We start from the raw sequence: 17,165 nt of genomic DNA, 5'->3' as shown, positions 1-17,165 counted from the left end.
TTTTCAGCTTGCAAAAATACAACTGTTATCTAAAATAATCGTAGGGTTATACCAAAATAAAAACCGCTTAAAAAGCGGTTCTTATAACATCAAAATAATCACACTTTGTTTCCGTGCTTACGATTTAGGTAATAAAACACTATTAATTACATGAATTACACCATTAAATTGATTTACATCTGCAATAGTAACCTTTGCTTTCCCCCCATTTGCGTCAGAGATGTAAACATTTTCTCCTTTCATCCATGCTGTAATTTCACCTCCGCTAACAGTTTTTATAGAAACTTTACCACCATTCTCTTTTATCAGTTTTACTAGGTTATTTGTACTCCATTTACCAGCAACAACATGATACTTTAAAATAGTTTGTAACTTCATTTTATTTTCTGGTTTCAATAACGTTTCAACTACTCCTTCTGGCAATTTTTCAAAAGCTTTGTTTACAGGAGCAAAAACTGTAAAAGGTCCTTCACTTGATAAAACATCTACTAAGTCTGCCGCTTTAACAGCTGCTACCAATGTTGTATGGTCTTTAGAGTTTACGGCATTTTGTACAATATTTTTAGATGGATACATTTCTGCTCCTCCAACCATTTTTGTTTTTTCTTGTGCTGTAATACTACTGCCAGCAAATAAAGTGATTGCTAAAACTGTTACTTTAAAAAGGTTTGAAGTTTTCATAAATTATGATTTTTAAATTAATATTTCTACTTAATCATACCTACGAAAAAGAGTACTTCTTGGTTTTAAAAGAATTTAAAATCATAAGGAAACCCTAGAATTTTCCTCTTAGTTATTTTATTATTCTTATTTTTGATTTTCTAAAAAACACATATAAAATGGCTTCAATAACACTAAAAGGTAATACAATAGAAACAATAGGAGACCTACCTAAAACAGGAACCAAAGCAATTGATTTCTCGCTAGTTACTACTGACTTATCAGTTAAAAATTTAGGCGATTTCAGCGGTTCTCGATTAATTTTAAATATTTTCCCAAGTGTAGATACAGGTACTTGTGCTACTTCTGTTAGAGAGTTTAACAAAAAAGCTGCTGATTTAGAAAACACTAAAATTTTATGTATTTCAAGAGATCTTCCTTTTGCCCAAGGTCGTTTTTGTGGTGCCGAAGGTATTGAAAATGTAGTTATGTTATCTGACTTTGCTGCAGGGCGATTTGGTAAAGATTATGGTTTAGAAATTGTTTCAGGCCCTTTAGCTGGTTTACATTCTCGTTGTATCGTTATTATTGATAAAAATGGAGAAGTAATATATACAGAACAGGTAAATGAAACTGTAGATGAGCCTAATTACGAAGCTGCATTAAAAGTACTTTAAAGTATATGAAGAATCCGAATGACGGCTTTTTAAAAGGACGCATACGTAGTATTAAATTTGCTTTAAAGGGAATGTGGTTATTAATAACCACTGAAGACAGTATTAAAGCACAACTTTTCTTTGGTTTAATTGCTACTTTATTGGGTTTTTATTTTAAAATTTCTACTACTGAATGGATGATACAAACTTTGATTATCGGATTAATTTTAGTAGCAGAAGCTTTAAATACTGCTATTGAAAAAGTAGCCGATTTCATACATCCTGATTATCATAAAAGAATAGGTTTCATTAAAGATATTGCTGCAGGTGCTCCCGCATTTGCAGCTGTAATATCATTAATTATTGCTGGGATAATTTACCTTCCTAAAATAATAGCTATATTGTAGCGTTCAATTTATTTCTAACAAAAATACATGGCAAAAAAGAAGACAACTGTTCGAAAGAAACAGCCTAAAGAATCTATCATTAAAAGGATTAAAACCTTTTTTTTAAACAGACAAAACCAAACTATCTTAGGTTTTTTTCTGTTACTGTTTTCTATATTTTTAACTGTTGCTTTTGTTTCTTTTTTCTTCTCTTGGCAAGAAGACCAAAGTACACTCAATCAATTTACTGACAGAACTATCCCTACCAAAAATCTATTAGGAAAAATAGGTGCTAAACTAAGCAACTTTCTTGTATACAAAGGTTTCGGGTTAGGTGCCTTTATTATACCTCTAACATTATTTTTAACAGGGGCTAGAGTTTTGCTACAAACCAATCTAAAAAGAATTATAACTTCATGGAACTGGGGTATCTTAATTATGCTTTGGTTTGCTACTGCTCTTGGTTTTGTTGAAAAAAAACATGCCCTATTGTCAGGAGTTATAGGTTTTGAGTTAAATGAATATTTACAAACTTTCTTAGGTAAAACAGGATTAGCTATTCTTCTCATTTTCTTTTTGGTTGCCTATCTAATTATCCGTTTTAGTATTACTCCAGAAGCAATTAGTGAAAAAGTAAAAGTTCATAAAGAAAATAAAGCAACCGCTGCAGAAAACTCTACAAAAGTAAACCGAGATGATTCAACTATTTTAAATGACACTGATGTAAACAATATCGAAAGTCCAAAAAATGAAGAGTCTAAAAAAGATAAATCAGACTTTGAATTATCATTAGAAAATTTACAACCAACTATTTCTAACTACTCTGGTGTTGATGAAACTTCAGACTATGAGAAAAAAGAAGAAATTTCTCTAGATATTACTCAAACTGGTGAACCATCATCAAAAATATCAGAAGAAAGTAAAAAAGAAGTAGAAGTTGCTATTGAAAAAATTGCAGAAGAAAAAAGTGTTTCTGAAAACTTATCTGATCAATTAGTAAAAGATTTTGGTGAATTTGATCCTAAGTTAGAATTAGGAAACTTTAAATTCCCTTCTTTCAATTTACTAAAAGAATATAACGAAAGTATTTCTGTTGACCCTACTGAACTTGAAGCAAAGAAAAATCAAATTGTAGAGACCTTAAAAAACTATAAAATTGGTATTGCTCAAATTAAGGCTACAGTTGGTCCAACCATTACTTTATATGAAATTGTACCTGAAGCTGGAGTTCGTATTTCAAAAATTAAAAATTTAGAAGACGATATTGCTTTATCGCTTTCAGCTTTAGGAATTCGTATTATTGCCCCTATTCCAGGAAAAGGAACTATTGGTATTGAAGTACCAAATAAGAAAGCAACTATCGTTTCTATGCATTCAGTAATTGCTTCTAAAAAATTCCAAGAATCGCCAATGCAACTTCCTATAGCTCTAGGAAAAACGATTTCAAACGAAACTTTTGTTATCGATTTAGCTAAAATGCCTCACCTGTTAATGGCTGGTGCTACAGGACAAGGTAAATCGGTAGGGTTAAATGCTATTTTAACATCGCTTTTATACAAGAAGCATCCTGCTGAAGTAAAGTTTGTATTAGTAGATCCCAAAAAAGTAGAATTAACATTATTCAACAAAATAGAACGTCATTATTTAGCAAAATTACCAGATGATTCTGAAGCTATTATTACCGACACTACCAAGGTAGTTTACACCTTAAATTCATTATGTATTGAAATGGATAACCGTTACGACTTGCTTAAAAATGCTATGGTTCGTAACATTAAAGAATACAATGTTAAGTTTAAGGCTCGTAAACTAAACCCTGAAAACGGACACCGCTTTTTACCATACATTGTATTGGTTATTGATGAGTTTGCTGATTTAATCATGACCGCTGGTAAAGAAGTAGAAACTCCTATTGCTCGTTTAGCACAATTAGCACGTGCTATTGGTATCCACTTAATTGTGGCAACACAACGTCCTTCTGTAAATGTAATTACAGGTATTATTAAAGCTAACTTCCCTTCTAGAATTGCATTTAGGGTAACTTCAAAAATTGACTCTAGAACTATTTTAGATGCTCCTGGAGCAGATCAGTTAATTGGTAGAGGTGATTTATTGTATTCTGGAGGAAATGATGTTATACGTATTCAGTGTGCTTTTGTAGACACTCCTGAAGTAGAAAAAATTACTGATTTTATTGGCTCTCAACGTGCTTATCCTGAAGCATATTTACTACCAGAATATGTTGGTGAAGAAGGTGGCACAAATCTTGATGTTGATATCGCAGACAGAGATAAACTGTTTAAAGATGCAGCTGAAGTTATTGTTACTGCACAACAAGGTTCGGCATCGTTATTGCAACGTAAATTAAAGTTAGGTTACAATCGTGCTGGTAGATTGATAGATCAATTAGAAGCCGCAGGTATTGTAGGTCCTTTTGAAGGTAGCAAAGCAAGGCAAGTACTTGTACCTGATTTAATTGCTTTAGAGCAATTATTAGAGAGTGAAAAGAATTAATAATTATAAACTATTCCGAAAGTGGAAATAAGAAAGACGATGAAAAAAATAGGATTATTATTTATTGGATTATGTATTAGCATTAGTGCTATGGGACAAACAAATTCTTCCGAAGCAAAAAAATTACTTGACGAAGTTTCAGACAAGATGGGTACCTACAGAAATATGGTTATCGGTTTTAACTCTTCTTTAATAAATAGAGAAGCAGGTATTACTAATGACCCTCCTATTAGAGGAGTAATTACCTTATCTGGTGAAAAATACAACTTAGATTATCTTGGTAACACCTTTATTTTTGATGGAAAAAAGTTAGTTGTTATCAACCAAGACGAAAAAGAAGTTAGTATTAACAATGGTAACTTGGACGAAGAAGACGGTTTCATTTACCCTTCTAAACTCTTAACTTTTTATAAAGAAGGATATAATTACCAAATGGGGGCATTAAAGAACAGTAACGGGCGTAAAGTTCAATATATAGACCTTACTCCTATTGATAGTAATTCTGACATTGTAAAGGTTCAGTTAGGTATCGATGCTAAAACAAAGCACATATACAAGTTAACCCAAATAGGTTCTAATGGTGCTGAAACTACTTTCACTATTACTAAGTTTAAAAGCAACCAACCTATATCAGCTCAACTTTTTTCTTTCGATAGAACTAAGTATGCTAAACAAGGATATTATATTGACTAAAAAATTACATAGAAGTTTTGTTAGTGGTTTACTTAAAAATCATTAACAAAACTTTTGTGTTTATATGCCACTAACCTACTACCTTTGCATCTGTGAAAACATTAGACAGATATATATTAAAAAGCTTTTTAGTTCCCTTTTTAGCAACCTTCTTTATCATCTTATTTGTACTGGTAATGCAAGCGTTGTGGTTAGTTTTTGACAATCTCGCAGGTAAAGGTATCAGTGTAGAAATTGTCTTAAAATTTTTATGGTACACTACACTTATTGTAGCACCTCAAGCCTTACCCATTGGTGTTCTACTGTCTTCTATTATGACACTTGGTAGTTTATCTGAAAACTACGAGTTTGCTGCGGCAAAATCTGCTGGTGTTTCTTTACAACGCATGGTTCGTCCTATTGTTTTCTTAGCCATTTTTTTAAGTGGTATTAACTTTTTGTTTCTTAATTACGTTTACCCTTATGCAATGCTTAAGCAATTAAATATGAAGGTAAACATTAAAAAGAAACAACCTGCTATTGCTTTAGTTGCGGGAAGCTTTAATACTGAAATTCCTAACTTTCAAATAAAATTTAAAGAGAAATACGGCGAAGAAGACAATCTTTTAAAAGAGGTAATGATTTATGATTTATCTTCTAAAAAAGGTAATAATAAAATTATCACAGCAAAAAGAGGGGAAATTCTTTCAGAAGAAGGTAGTCGTTATATGACGTTAGTTTTAAAAAATGGGTACTATTTTGAGCATCACTTAAAAAACGGAGCTTCGTTTAAAGAGCGAGAAAAGATGCCTGCCTCATACGCAGATTTTGAGAAATATACCATTAATATTGATATTTCTTCCTTTAGTAATGATGATTTAGAAGAAGAAAAATATAAAACAAACTATAATATGTTAAGCTTGGCTCAGTTAAAGGATACTTTGCCAACTTTGAAACAAAACTATGATGCTTTTGTTAACAGTAGAGCAAAAAACTTATTTTTAAGTATTGATGTAGAGGACTTGCATCAGTATCCTGATTCGTTAAAAAATAAAGACCTTTCCTTAGATATTCTTGAAAATTTTGAATTAAAAGAAAAACGAAATATTCTCTCAACAGCTACTTCTAAGTTAGAACGTACAATAAACAACAACAAGACTAACAAAGACACCTTAAAAAACAAACGAAAATATTTAAACTTATATGATATTGAGTTTTACAATCGGGTAGCTTTTTCACTTTCTTGTTTATTACTCTTCTTTATTGGTGCTCCTTTGGGTTCTATTATTAGAAAAGGGGGAATGGGATTACCTATGATTTTAGCTATTGCCATTTACGTTTTATACTTTTTCTCTAATACTTTTGGAAGGAATTTAGCAGAAGAAAGCTCACTCACAGCCATTACCGGCTCTTGGCTAAGTGTATTTTTAATGCTACCTTTGGCTATAACGTTAACTGTTAGAGCAACCAAAGACAAAGGACTTATTAACCTTGAGAGTATAATTCACCCCTTTACCAATTTTATTCTATACTTCACAAAAAAACGTAATACTTTTGTTCTCTATGAATACAATGTTCCATTAGGCAAAAAAGCAAATTTATATAGAGAACAACTTAATGAAGTTGAAAATCATAAACTCATTAAATTTATTAAAAACTACCATCAATATGGATACACTAAAGAGTTTAGACAAGTTGCAATAAATATACTTTCAGAGAGAGAGGGACAAAATATTAAACTTCTAAAAGAAACAGGGCAGCTAGAAAACTTAGTCTACAAAGAGGTTCTTAAAAAAGTTAAAGAGTTCAAAATAGCTGCCAAAGCTGTTTTGTTTTTTTGGCTAGGGATAATTATTATTAATTCACTTATTTTGGTAAACATAGGTTTTTTAGGATTCTTTCTGTTATTTTTATTACTTATTATACATACAGCCCTCTTAATTAGTGTTCACGGAATTTATCAAAGATTAAATCAATCTATGGGAAATAAATTAACTCAAAACCCTTTACTTTTTTACACATTAGGAATTCTTCTTTTTTTTACCGTGTATTATTTCTCTTTAAATGAAATAAAAGAAAAACTAAAAACTATTACTTAACAATGACAACACAAACTCCAACTAATATTCAATTAAATACAATTGAAGAAGCTATAGAAGACATTAAAAACGGTAAAGTTATTATCGTAGTTGATGATGAAGATCGTGAAAATGAAGGTGATTTTTTAGCAGCTGCTGAAAAAATAACTCCAGAAATGATAAATTTTATGGCAACCCATGGTCGTGGATTAATTTGTACTCCATTAACCGAAACTCGTTGTAAAGAATTAGAGCTAAACATGATGGTAAGTAACAATACTGATCCTATGGAAACTGCTTTTACCGTATCGGTAGATTTACGTGGAAACGGGGTTACTACAGGTATTTCTGCTTCTGACAGAGCTAAAACTGTACAAGCATTGATGAATCCTGACACCAAACCTTTTGATTTAGCTAGACCTGGACATATTTTTCCTTTAAAAGCTAAAAATGGTGGTGTGTTACGTAGAACTGGGCATACTGAAGCAGCAATTGATTTTGCCCGTTTAGCTGGTTTAGAGCCTGCTGGTGTTATCGTTGAAATTATGAATGAAGACGGTACTATGGCACGCTTACCTCAACTAATGAAGGTTGCTAAAAAGTTCGACTTAAAAATCGTTTCTATTGAAGATTTAGTAGCCTACCGAATGGAACACGATTCTTTAATTGAAAAGAAAGAAGATTTTAATATTCAAACTCGATTTGGTGATTTCCGCTTACGTGCTTACCAACAAACTACCAACAATCAAGTACATATTGCTTTAACTAAAGGAACATGGAGTAAAAACGAACCTATTTTAACTCGTGTAAACTCTACTTTAGTAAACAACGATATTTTAGGAACCTTAACTAATAATGCCGACAAAAAGTTAGATCAAATGTTTAAGGTTATTAATGAGGAAGGTAGAGGTGCTATTTTATTTATTAACCAACAAATGCAAGCATTAAACTTATTAAATAGACTTCGCATATTAAAAGAAAACCAAGCTAAAGGAGAAATGAAAGCTCCTAATGTGGTGATGGATAACAAAGACTTTGGTATTGGTGCACAAATTTTACACGATTTACACATTCATAAATTACGATTAGTTTCTAACACCAAACAAACCAAACGCGTGGGTATGATTGGTTACGGACTAGAAATTGTTGATTACGTAAACTATTAATAACCAATAAAACAAAAATACCGAGTTAGCTAACTCGGTATTTTTGTTTGGTGTAATTATAGGAGATTAAATTGATTCCACTCCATCACTCTGGTTAACTAACTTTTTCTACAGCAAATAATTAGTTTGTAAGTACTCCTCTTGGGTACCCCTCCAAATTAGGCTTGAGGCTTTGTCCCGATAATAATTGAACTTTTTTTATGTTTATTTTTTTATATTTGGCGCAATAAAAATTGCTATAAATTTTTCCCTATTTATTATTAAAGAATATAATAGTAATTTTTATTACGTTCATAAGTTAGTTGTATATAATGAACAAAAAATGAAAAGAAAAATTTAATCAAAAACAAAAGTATGTTAGAAATATTAGCAATAGTTTTTTTAGGTAAAAAAATAACTGAATTAGCAGAAGAAAAAGGAGAAAGTCCTAAAAAGTGGAGAGGTATAATGATTGGCTCTTGGTTTGTAGCAGAAATCTTAGGCATTGTAATATTTGCCTCTACAGCTGGAATAAGTGATGATACTATTTTTCCTGCAGCAATTACAGGTATAGCTTGTGGTTTGGCTAGTTATTTTGTTGTTAGAAGCATTTTAGCTGCAAAACCTGATACTTTGAAAGAATTATCTTAGAAAGCAGAAAGGTTAAATCCCAACTGTAGTAAAACTTATAATGCGTAGCATCCTGAAGAATGCTACGCATTACATATAACTCTAATTATAACATTTTCTATTCCACAGGTATACAAATATCTACAATACATTTACCTTCTGGATGCTCATTAGGATTGTTATAAAAAATCTCGTACGGATCTTGATCTGCTTTTTTAAAACCGTGTTCACTCATCCACACAAAACTACTCTCCCATGCTTGTTGAAATTCTGACGGAGCAATTTCTAAACGAGACACTACACATTTTGCTTCGGATATTTCTTTTACGCTTACCTCTCCTTCAGTTTTAACATCTGTCTGTAGTGTCATGCAAACACTCATTCTTATTTTATCTTCATCTGTAATTTTAGGACTGTCGTGGTATACCGTTAACATTCTTAAATTTTCTTGCTGCATTAGTCCTTTAGGATAAGCCCATTTTATTAGCTTATGATAAGTATTTTCCACAGCGTCCATTTTTCCTTGATGTGTTAAATAGGCTACCTTTAAGGCTGACATCTTTTTTACTTCAGTTTTTGCTTTCATTTGCATCCATTCTAAGTTTGTATGTATGTTACAAATGTATTGCTCAAACTGTGTTTCTATTTTTCCATTCTTGCTTTCTGTTTTACAAATCTTGCTATATTTTAACGGACTTTCTTTTTTAAACTCAGCAGGACTTATTCCGTAAAACTTTTTAAAGGTTCTTGAAAATGATGACAAGGTTCTAAAACCAACTACTTCGGATACTTCTGTAACCGTTTTTTGTTTTTTATGTAATAAAAATGCTGCTGCCTTCTCTACTCTTTTTCTGGTAATAAAATCATTAACCGTTTCTTTGGTTACCGCTTTAAAAAGTCTGTGAAAATGGTATGGAGAGAAATAGGCCTTTTCTGCTATTTCTTCTAAAATTAATTTCTTATCTAAATTACCTTCTATAAAATCAATAGCTTTACTTATGCGTGTAGCTGTTTTATTTGGTATTTTTTCAGCTGGGTTCATAACTGTTTTTTATTTGTAAACATAACTTAGCAGCAAATTCTTCTTCCTTATACACCTCATGAGCTTTCTGTGGAATTATACTATAATCAACCTCCATTCTTTCAAACCAACTATTATTTGGCTTATAGTTATCTTCTTCTCCAAAATAAAGTATTGCTTCAGCTTTCGGTTTTTCTGTTTCATAACGTAATCTTGTGGATGAAATAGCATAAAGTTTTTTAACATTTAAGCCTTTTAAACAGGCTTTCCATCCGATTGTTCCTCCTATACTAAAAGCTAAAACTATAAGTCGCTCTTTTTCTAACTCTACTAACTTTTTAACTGCCTTCTCTATTCCTCCGTTTACAAAAAAATGGTGGCGTTCTTCTTCTGACAAATTCTTCTCTGGTATTTCGGCTAATTCACAGCTACTATAAAATGTAACCTCAAAATCTTCTGACAGTTTATCAACATACATAGAAACCCAACTAGCGTCAATTACTCCCCAGAGGTCTGATAAAATTATTAATCGATATTTCATGTGCTAGTATCATTTTTTTGTAAGACGAAAAATACAAAGCCTCCTGCAAAATATAAAATAACATCTAATACGTCTGTTGTATACCTAGTATAATACTTAGGAAGTATAACTTCAAATAATACTGAATACAACACACATATATAAAATATTACGCCTAAAGAAACTTGATAATTCTTATCACTTCTACTCCACCGTAAAACAAAGAGACATATAGTTAATACAATAGGTATTATTAGAAAGTCATTTACATAATTATTGACGAATGTAGGCAATTCAATAAGTAATTTTTGCGCTATATAAATAAGACTTCCTATAACTACCGAAGCTATAAAGTAATATGTAAGCATCTTTTTTTGCATACCTTCTAACCTACCCCGCTGCGACCATAGCTACAAACCATGCTATTAAGGCACCAACAGCGCTTACTAATAAATATGCTGAATACAAAACCCATCCTAAAACACGATACAACCAAATTGGATGCTTTTTTAATCGTTTCGCTAAATTAGGATTCTCTATTTCATATTTTACTTTTTTAAGTTCTTCTTGTTTATAGGCTGTAACTTTTTGTTCTTGTTTTTTTTCAAAAGAAATTAATGTGTTACAGTTTTTGCAGTAATCTCTATTCTTATTAAAAACTCCACAGTTTGGACACTTAACATTTCTAGTGATTGCCATTTTCTTGTTCTTTAAAACTATACTTGTTTTTCTTTTTGTAAGGACGGATGATAAGCCTTGTTTCTCTATCAAAACGTACATAGTTGTATACCCAATTCATAAACACTACTGCTTTATTTCTAAATCCGATAAGTGAAAATAGATGCACAAACATCCAAATAAACCAAGCAAAAACTCCTTGAAATTTCCAACTAGATAAATCTACTACTGCTTTATTTCTTCCAATAGTTGCCATTGACCCCTTGTTATTGTACACAAATGGTTTTTGCTTTTTACTTTTTAGTTTTGCTAAAATATTTTTCCCTAACAATCTACCTTGTTGAATAGCTGGTTGTGCCATCATTGGATGCCCTTTTTCATAATCCTTAGTTTCCATGCATGCTACATCTCCAATAGCATATATATTATCATATCCAATTACTTTATTATATTCATCTACCTTAAATCGATTGGCTCTTTCAACTATACACTCTTTATTTAAACCATTTACAGCAGCTCCTTTTACTCCCGCAGCCCAAATAACTGTTTGTGCTTTAAAATGATCGTCACCATTAGTAGTTACAGTCTCTCCATCGTAATCCAATACACGAAGATCTTTCCATACATCTACCCCAAGTTTTATTAAGAAGTCTTCTGCTTTTTCTGAAGCTTTATTACTCATTCCTTTTAATAACTCTCCTGAACTTTGAATAAGGTTAATTTTCATTTGTCGAATATCCAAATCAGGATAATCTTTAGGTAAAATTCCTTTTTTCATTTCAGCTAAAGCTCCGGCTAACTCTACTCCTGTTGGTCCACCGCCAACGATAACAAAATTCATTAACGCTCTTCGTTTCTCTAAATCGGTAACCAATAATGCTTCTTCAAAATTTTCTAACACCAGACTACGAATATTTAATGCTTGTGGAACCGATTTCATTTCCATAGCATACTTTTGAATATTAGTATTTCCAAAGAAATTAGTTGTTGACCCTGTAGCTATAATCAACTCATCGTACTCTAGGTTTCCTATCGTAGTTTCTATATAGTTTTTTTCTGCATTTATTTGAGTAACTTTTGCCAATCTAAAGAAAAAATTTTCTACATCATTAAATCTTTTTCTCAAAGGAAACGCTATACTATCAGGCTCTAATCCTCCTGTAGCAACTTGATACAATAAAGGCTGAAAAGTATGGTAATTGTGTTTATCTATTAAAACAACCTGTAATTCTTGGTTTTCTAGAGCTCTTGCAGCTGCCAATCCTGCAAATCCTCCTCCGATAATAATTACTCGAGGAAAACTTGTTTGAGGTATGTTCATTGTTTATTAGGGTTTTATATCTAAAAAGCAAATTTAACTAAAAGAGAAAGGAGTTAGTTGAAATTTATTTTTTAGTTTTACGTTAAACCCCCGTTAATCAAATCAGGAACTGTCATGTTTAATTTTTTAAAAAAGAAAAAAGTAAAGAGTTTAACTATAGTGTGCGATACAGACGTTATACATATTAATAGTAAAGCTCTTACATTCCCCACTAATTACGACGCTTTGGTTGAAGTTTTAGGCAAACCAAGTAGAGAATTAAAGAAAAGTAATGATTATATTATTTGGGATACACATGGTATTTTTTGTGGTTATACTGAAAGAGATAATATTTTATCTATAAATATTTATCAGAATAAAAAAGATAGAAGTGAGTACAACACCAAAAAACAGTTTAAAGGAAAGCTTTTTTTAAATAATGAAGAAATTACTAATAATGAGTTTGGTAAAATTCCATTAGGAAAAGTTGCAATTCACAGACTAGGTAGGGAAAGCGACACTCGTTTTGGATTTAGTCTTGGCGTTAATAGAGATTATAAAGACTCATAATTCTAACTTTATTTGCTGTAGAGTTTTGTTTGTTGTTATCAGTTTATTGATTGTTTTTTTTCTCAAAACATCAATATCTTCTTCGTAATAACGCGCCCATTTATACTCTTTAAATAAGGTTTGAATTTGCTTTAGGCGTTGATGTACTAATTCTGAATTCATTAAAAAGTGATTGTTTTCTAAACCTTCTTGAACTCTTTTTATGCTTGCTTTTGCTTTTGTATAGTCTACCTCTAAATAGAATACTTTATCGATACTGTTTAATGGATAAAAACTTGACCAATTTGCATACCCTACATAATACTTCTGATTTTTATAATTGTCTATTCCTTGAATTTTCCATCTGCAATTGGCAACTCTCCCCCAATGGTTTGAATAGCGAAAAACTCCATCTTCTGTATAATAGTAATAACTCCCCGATTTGCTTTGAAAGTGCGCTTTCATATCATCAAAAAAATTGATGCTTTGCATTTCAAACTCACAATAAGTAGTTCTATAAAAATTGAATTTATGGTACTTCATTTAATTTCCAAAAGCGGTTAGTACTACTTTTCTTCTTCCTCCATAATTTCTGTGTTCTCCTAAATATACTCCTTGCCAAGTTCCTAAATTAAGTTGTCCATTGGTTATCGGGATTTGTACCTCACATCCTAATATAGAGCTTTTAATATGTGCTGGCATATCATCGGCTCCCTCATAATCGTGTTTGTAGTATGGCATATTTTCTGGAATCATTTTGTTAATATGCGATTCGAAATCCATTCGTACAGTTGGATCAGCATTTTCATTAATTGTTAAACTTGCAGATGTGTGTTTAATAAATGCCTGGAACTGCCCTACCTTAATATTTTTAAGTTCTGGAAGTGCTTCCAACAGAATATCTGTAATCAAATGATAACCTCTATCAAATACTGGTAATTGAATTTCTTTTTGGTAAAACTGCATAGTACAAAAATAAAAAAGCCACTGAACGTATTCAATGGCTTTTTGCTTTATTTTAGTTTGAAATAAACTTCAAATTATTTTACTTCTTCGAAGTCTACATCTTCTACATTATCTCCTCCTTCTGATGAAGCTCCTGCATCTGCACCACCTTGAGCACCAGCTCCGTTAGCTTGTGCATCTTGTTGTGCTTTATACATTTCTTCAGAAGCAACTTTCCAAGCTTCATTAATTTTTTCCATTGCAACATCGATAGCATCAAGATCTTTAGATTCGTGTGCTTTCTTTAACTCTTCTAAAGCAGCTTCAATTGGTTCTTTTTTATCGGCTGATAATTTGTCACCAAATTCTTTTAATTGCTTTTCTGTTTGGAAAATCATAGAGTCTGCTCCGTTAACTTTCTCAGCAGTTTCTTTTGCTTTCTTATCAGCATCAGCGTTTGCTTCAGCTTCTTGTTTCATCTTTTGAATTTCTTCATCAGATAATCCTGAAGAAGCTTCAATACGGATATCTTGTGACTTACCAGTTGCTTTATCTACTGCAGATACTTTAATAATTCCGTTTGCATCAATATCAAAAGTTACTTCAATTTGAGGAACTCCTCTTTGTGCTGGTGGAATATCAGTTAACTGGAAACGACCAATTGTTTTGTTATCTGCCGCCATTGCTCTTTCACCTTGTAATACGTGAATATCTACCGATGGTTGATTATCTACTGCTGTAGAGAATACTTGCGACTTTTTAGTTGGAATGGTTGTATTTGCATCGATTAACTTTGTAAATACATTACCCATTGTTTCAATTCCTAATGATAAAGGTGTTACGTCTAATAATAATACGTCTTTTACATCACCTGTTAACACTCCTCCTTGAATTGCTGCTCCTAACGATACAACCTCGTCTGGGTTTACACCTTTACTTGGTGCTTTTCCAAAGAACTTCTCAACTGCTTCTTGAATTGCAGGAATACGAGTTGAACCTCCTACTAAAATTACTTCATCAATATCAGATGTTGATAAGTCAGCATTCTTTAATGCTGTTTGACATGGCTTGATAGTTCTTTTTACTAAATCATCAATTAACTGCTCAAACTTAGCTCTACTTAAAGTTCTTACCAAGTGTTTTGGTCCACTAGCAGTTGCAGTGATATATGGTAAGTTAATCTCTGTAGAAGTTGTGCTTGATAATTCAATTTTAGCTTTTTCAGCAGCTTCTTTTAAACGTTGTAATGCCATAGGATCTTTACGTAAATCCATTTTTTCTTCAGCATTAAACTCATCTGCTAACCAATTAATGATTTTCTCATCAACATCATCACCTCCTAAGTGTGTATCACCATCAGTAGCTAACACTTCAAATACTCCATCTCCTAATTCTAAAATAGAAACATCATGTGTACCTCCACCAAAGTCAAATACTACAATCTTCTTATCATCATTTGCTTTATCTAATCCATAAGCTAGAGCTGCTGCAGTTGGTTCGTTAATAATACGACGAACTTTTAACCCAGCAATTTCACCTGCTTCTTTAGTTGCTTGACGTTGCGCATCGTTAAAGTATGCTGGTACAGTAATTACCGCTTCAGAAACTCCTTGACCTAAATAGTCTTCAGCAGTTTTCTTCATTTTCTGTAATATCATTGCAGAAATTTCTTGAGGCGTGTACATACGATCATCAATCTTTACTCTTGGTGTATCGTTGTCACCTTTTACAACATTGTAAGGAACTCTTCCTGCTTCTCTTTCAGACTCAGAATATTTATTTCCCATAAAACGTTTAATAGAGTAAACTGTTTTAGTTGGGTTAGTTACTGCTTGACGCTTTGCAGGATCTCCTACTTTACGTTCGCCTCCTTCAACAAATGCTACAATAGAAGGTGTTGTTCTTTTTCCTTCTGCATTTGGAATTACTACTGGCTCATTACCTTCCATTACAGACACACATGAGTTCGTAGTACCTAAATCTATACCTATAATTTTACTCATAATTTTTATTTATCTTTTTAAAAGTTTTAAATTCAATTTTACGAGTAGTATTAGTCAAACTGTATGCCATTGGTTTTTTGCCTAAATTTTGACAGGAAAAGATGTAAAACAAGTCGTTTTTTATGACAGTGTGTCATTTTTAAACGTTTCTAAATAGGATTCATATACCATTTTTATGTTAGCAAATGTATTTTGTAACGCTTTATTTGTGGTTTTTTCGTCTTTAAATACAGCTTTAGTAATCCCTTCGTCTAATTGAGGGGTCAAAACCCCTTTATAATTAGAATACATTAAATACCAGTGTGTTTCTTTTAAACGATATTCGTTTTGCTGCATAAATAAATGATAGGTAACAAGTAGTTTTTGTTTAATAACTAGTTTTTCTATACCACATTCTTCTTCTACTTCTCTAATAGCTGCTTCTTCTAATCCTTCTCCTTCTTCAACACGTCCTTTAGGTAAATCCCATTTATTTCCTCTATAAATAAACAGTACTTTTTTGCTTTCATTTAAAACTAACCCTCCTCCTGCTGTAATTACTTTAAATTTAAGTTTAAAGTCTAACCAATCTTCTATTAAATTATTAGAGTAGATATAAACACCGCTTAATTTACCTACTTTTAACTTGTAAATAAGTTCTTCAATAATTGTATTTTTGTAAATATAAACTGGAAAATCTTCTTCATTTTTTATTGAAGTTGTATAGATTATTGGTTTATCATTAACAAAAACTTTATACATTTGCGCTATGGATTTTAACAAAGATACAGCAAAAAAAACTGCCGAGCTTCTTTTGCAAATTAAGGCTATAAAATTAAGCCCCCAAGAACCTTTTACATGGGCTTCTGGCTGGAAATCACCTATTTATTGTGATAATAGAATCACATTATCGTACCCTCCCGTTAGAAACTTTTTAAAACAAGAAATTGCTAAACTAGTAGAAGAAAAACATGGTAAACCTGATGTTATTGCAGGAGTTGCTACTGGTGCCATTGCTATTGGTATACTAGTTGCTCAAGAATTAGGAGTGCCTTTTGTATATGTTAGACCTGAACCTAAAAAACATGGTAGACAAAACCAAATTGAAGGACATATAGAAAGCGGTCAAAACGTAGTAGTAATTGAGGATTTAATTAGCACTGGTAAAAGTAGTTTAAATGCTGTAAAAGCATTGAAAGAAGTTCATGCCAATGTAAAAGGAATGATTGCTATTTTTTCTTATGGATTTAATATTGCTACAGAGAATTTTAACAATGATAAAGTAGAACTTACTACTTTAAGTAATTACGAACATTTATTAGAACAAGCTTTAGATAGTAAATATATTACTAGTGAAGAACTTCGAACTTTAGAAGATTGGAGAATTGCTCCTAGTGAATGGAATCAAAACGATAAATAACAGCACAAT

18 protein-coding genes are annotated in these 17,165 nt (G+C 31.8%); 9 read left to right on the top strand and 9 right to left on the bottom strand.

What is annotated here, in order from left to right; all coding sequences use genetic code 11:
- Positions 1-117 precede the first annotated feature (117 nt).
- On the bottom strand, positions 118-681 hold the full coding sequence (locus ACQYZ7_RS06470) for a fasciclin domain-containing protein (protein ID WP_430728957.1): 564 nt from the start codon (positions 679-681) through the stop codon (positions 118-120).
- 158 nt (positions 682-839) lie between these two features.
- On the opposite strand from ACQYZ7_RS06470, the gene tpx reads away from it, so the two are divergent.
- The 7 genes from tpx to ACQYZ7_RS06435 all read left to right on the top strand — a co-directional run bounded on the left by tpx (position 840) and on the right by ACQYZ7_RS06435 (position 8,762).
- The gene (gene tpx, locus ACQYZ7_RS06465) at positions 840-1,337 is read left to right on the top strand and encodes a thiol peroxidase (protein ID WP_430728956.1); all 498 of its coding nucleotides are present in this window, start codon (positions 840-842) and stop codon (positions 1,335-1,337) included.
- Positions 1,338-1,342: 5 nt separating this feature from the next.
- Positions 1,343-1,723, top strand: a complete 381-nt coding sequence (locus ACQYZ7_RS06460) for a diacylglycerol kinase family protein (RefSeq protein WP_430728955.1) — start codon at positions 1,343-1,345, stop codon at positions 1,721-1,723.
- A 27-nt stretch (positions 1,724-1,750) separates the two neighbouring features.
- A complete protein-coding gene (locus tag ACQYZ7_RS06455) occupies positions 1,751-4,216 on the top strand; it encodes a DNA translocase FtsK (RefSeq protein WP_430728954.1) in 2,466 nt (821 codons plus the stop codon).
- Positions 4,217-4,255: 39 nt separating this feature from the next.
- Positions 4,256-4,909 carry a LolA family protein gene (locus tag ACQYZ7_RS06450; RefSeq protein WP_430728953.1) on the top strand — a complete coding sequence of 218 codons (654 nt, stop codon included), beginning with the start codon at positions 4,256-4,258 and terminating at the stop codon, positions 4,907-4,909.
- Positions 4,910-5,001: 92 nt separating this feature from the next.
- Positions 5,002-6,987, top strand: coding sequence for an LptF/LptG family permease (locus tag ACQYZ7_RS06445; protein ID WP_430728952.1), 1,986 nt, complete (start codon positions 5,002-5,004; stop codon positions 6,985-6,987).
- 2 nt (positions 6,988-6,989) lie between these two features.
- Complete coding sequence (gene ribB, locus ACQYZ7_RS06440) at positions 6,990-8,132, top strand: 3,4-dihydroxy-2-butanone-4-phosphate synthase (RefSeq protein WP_430728951.1); 1,143 nt, start codon at positions 6,990-6,992, stop codon at positions 8,130-8,132.
- Positions 8,133-8,486: 354 nt separating this feature from the next.
- Positions 8,487-8,762 carry a hypothetical protein gene (locus ACQYZ7_RS06435; protein WP_430728950.1) on the top strand — a complete coding sequence of 92 codons (276 nt, stop codon included), beginning with the start codon at positions 8,487-8,489 and terminating at the stop codon, positions 8,760-8,762.
- Positions 8,763-8,859: 97 nt separating this feature from the next.
- On the opposite strand, the gene ACQYZ7_RS06430 is transcribed toward ACQYZ7_RS06435, so the two are convergent.
- The 4 genes from ACQYZ7_RS06430 to ACQYZ7_RS06415 all read right to left on the bottom strand — a co-directional run bounded on the left by ACQYZ7_RS06430 (position 8,860) and on the right by ACQYZ7_RS06415 (position 12,281).
- Positions 8,860-9,783, bottom strand: a complete 924-nt coding sequence (locus ACQYZ7_RS06430; protein ID WP_430728949.1) for an AraC family transcriptional regulator — start codon at positions 9,781-9,783, stop codon at positions 8,860-8,862.
- Entirely contained in the window at positions 9,770-10,303 is a 534-nt protein-coding gene (locus tag ACQYZ7_RS06425; RefSeq protein WP_430728948.1) for an alpha/beta hydrolase, read from the bottom strand. The genes ACQYZ7_RS06430 and ACQYZ7_RS06425 overlap by 14 nt, the downstream gene beginning before the upstream one ends.
- Positions 10,304-10,672: 369 nt before the next feature.
- The gene (locus tag ACQYZ7_RS06420; RefSeq protein WP_430728947.1) at positions 10,673-10,981 is read right to left on the bottom strand and encodes a hypothetical protein; all 309 of its coding nucleotides are present in this window, start codon (positions 10,979-10,981) and stop codon (positions 10,673-10,675) included.
- A complete protein-coding gene (locus tag ACQYZ7_RS06415) occupies positions 10,968-12,281 on the bottom strand; it encodes an NAD(P)/FAD-dependent oxidoreductase (RefSeq protein ID WP_430728946.1) in 1,314 nt (437 codons plus the stop codon). Before ACQYZ7_RS06415 ends, ACQYZ7_RS06420 begins: the two co-directional genes overlap by 14 nt.
- 114 nt (positions 12,282-12,395) lie before the next feature.
- Between ACQYZ7_RS06415 and ACQYZ7_RS06410 the strand changes: the two genes are divergently transcribed.
- Positions 12,396-12,830: a hypothetical protein gene (locus ACQYZ7_RS06410; protein ID WP_415269671.1), complete on the top strand. Its 435-nt coding sequence runs from the start codon at positions 12,396-12,398 to the stop codon at positions 12,828-12,830.
- Here ACQYZ7_RS06410 and ACQYZ7_RS06405 read toward each other — a convergent pair.
- The 4 genes from ACQYZ7_RS06405 to ACQYZ7_RS06390 all read right to left on the bottom strand — a co-directional run bounded on the left by ACQYZ7_RS06405 (position 12,825) and on the right by ACQYZ7_RS06390 (position 16,498).
- A complete protein-coding gene (locus ACQYZ7_RS06405; protein WP_430728945.1) occupies positions 12,825-13,352 on the bottom strand; it encodes a hypothetical protein in 528 nt (175 codons plus the stop codon). The genes ACQYZ7_RS06410 and ACQYZ7_RS06405 overlap by 6 nt on opposite strands.
- Entirely contained in the window at positions 13,353-13,775 is a 423-nt protein-coding gene (locus ACQYZ7_RS06400; RefSeq protein WP_430728944.1) for a secondary thiamine-phosphate synthase enzyme YjbQ, read from the bottom strand.
- Positions 13,776-13,849: 74 nt separating this feature from the next.
- Complete coding sequence (gene dnaK, locus ACQYZ7_RS06395; protein WP_430728943.1) at positions 13,850-15,757, bottom strand: molecular chaperone DnaK; 1,908 nt, start codon at positions 15,755-15,757, stop codon at positions 13,850-13,852.
- Between the two features lie 120 nt (positions 15,758-15,877).
- Positions 15,878-16,498 carry an NUDIX domain-containing protein gene (locus ACQYZ7_RS06390; protein ID WP_430728942.1) on the bottom strand — a complete coding sequence of 207 codons (621 nt, stop codon included), beginning with the start codon at positions 16,496-16,498 and terminating at the stop codon, positions 15,878-15,880.
- 7 nt (positions 16,499-16,505) lie between these two features.
- On the opposite strand from ACQYZ7_RS06390, the gene pyrE reads away from it, so the two are divergent.
- Positions 16,506-17,156, top strand: a complete 651-nt coding sequence (pyrE, locus tag ACQYZ7_RS06385) for an orotate phosphoribosyltransferase (RefSeq protein WP_430728941.1) — start codon at positions 16,506-16,508, stop codon at positions 17,154-17,156.
- The last annotated feature ends 9 nt before the right edge of the window (positions 17,157-17,165 follow it).

The sequence above is a fragment of the Tenacibaculum sp. SDUM215027 genome (assembly GCF_050566205.1).
In the GTDB taxonomy this organism is placed as follows: Bacteria; Bacteroidota; Bacteroidia; order Flavobacteriales; family Flavobacteriaceae; genus Polaribacter.
This window is presented reverse-complemented; position numbering and strand designations above follow the sequence as displayed.

What these genes read in the sequence shown, in the direction of transcription:
- pyrE (WP_430728941.1), top strand. Translation starts at nt 16,506, where the DNA reads ATGGATTTTAACAAAGATACAGCAAAAAAAACTGCCGAGCTTCTTTTG.
- ACQYZ7_RS06390 (WP_430728942.1), bottom strand. Translation starts at nt 16,498, where the DNA reads ATGTATAAAGTTTTTGTTAATGATAAACCAATAATCTATACAACTTCA.
- tpx (WP_430728956.1), top strand. Translation starts at nt 840, where the DNA reads ATGGCTTCAATAACACTAAAAGGTAATACAATAGAAACAATAGGAGAC.
- ACQYZ7_RS06405 (WP_430728945.1), bottom strand. Translation starts at nt 13,352, where the DNA reads ATGAAGTACCATAAATTCAATTTTTATAGAACTACTTATTGTGAGTTT.
- ACQYZ7_RS06420 (WP_430728947.1), bottom strand. Translation starts at nt 10,981, where the DNA reads ATGGCAATCACTAGAAATGTTAAGTGTCCAAACTGTGGAGTTTTTAAT.
- ACQYZ7_RS06430 (WP_430728949.1), bottom strand. Translation starts at nt 9,783, where the DNA reads ATGAACCCAGCTGAAAAAATACCAAATAAAACAGCTACACGCATAAGT.
- ACQYZ7_RS06400 (WP_430728944.1), bottom strand. Translation starts at nt 13,775, where the DNA reads ATGCAGTTTTACCAAAAAGAAATTCAATTACCAGTATTTGATAGAGGT.
- ACQYZ7_RS06450 (WP_430728953.1), top strand. Translation starts at nt 4,256, where the DNA reads ATGAAAAAAATAGGATTATTATTTATTGGATTATGTATTAGCATTAGT.
- ACQYZ7_RS06435 (WP_430728950.1), top strand. Translation starts at nt 8,487, where the DNA reads ATGTTAGAAATATTAGCAATAGTTTTTTTAGGTAAAAAAATAACTGAA.
- ACQYZ7_RS06470 (WP_430728957.1), bottom strand. Translation starts at nt 681, where the DNA reads ATGAAAACTTCAAACCTTTTTAAAGTAACAGTTTTAGCAATCACTTTA.
- ACQYZ7_RS06455 (WP_430728954.1), top strand. Translation starts at nt 1,751, where the DNA reads ATGGCAAAAAAGAAGACAACTGTTCGAAAGAAACAGCCTAAAGAATCT.
- ACQYZ7_RS06415 (WP_430728946.1), bottom strand. Translation starts at nt 12,281, where the DNA reads ATGAACATACCTCAAACAAGTTTTCCTCGAGTAATTATTATCGGAGGA.
- dnaK (WP_430728943.1), bottom strand. Translation starts at nt 15,757, where the DNA reads ATGAGTAAAATTATAGGTATAGATTTAGGTACTACGAACTCATGTGTG.
- ACQYZ7_RS06410 (WP_415269671.1), top strand. Translation starts at nt 12,396, where the DNA reads ATGTTTAATTTTTTAAAAAAGAAAAAAGTAAAGAGTTTAACTATAGTG.
- ACQYZ7_RS06425 (WP_430728948.1), bottom strand. Translation starts at nt 10,303, where the DNA reads ATGAAATATCGATTAATAATTTTATCAGACCTCTGGGGAGTAATTGAC.
- ACQYZ7_RS06460 (WP_430728955.1), top strand. Translation starts at nt 1,343, where the DNA reads ATGAAGAATCCGAATGACGGCTTTTTAAAAGGACGCATACGTAGTATT.
- ribB (WP_430728951.1), top strand. Translation starts at nt 6,990, where the DNA reads ATGACAACACAAACTCCAACTAATATTCAATTAAATACAATTGAAGAA.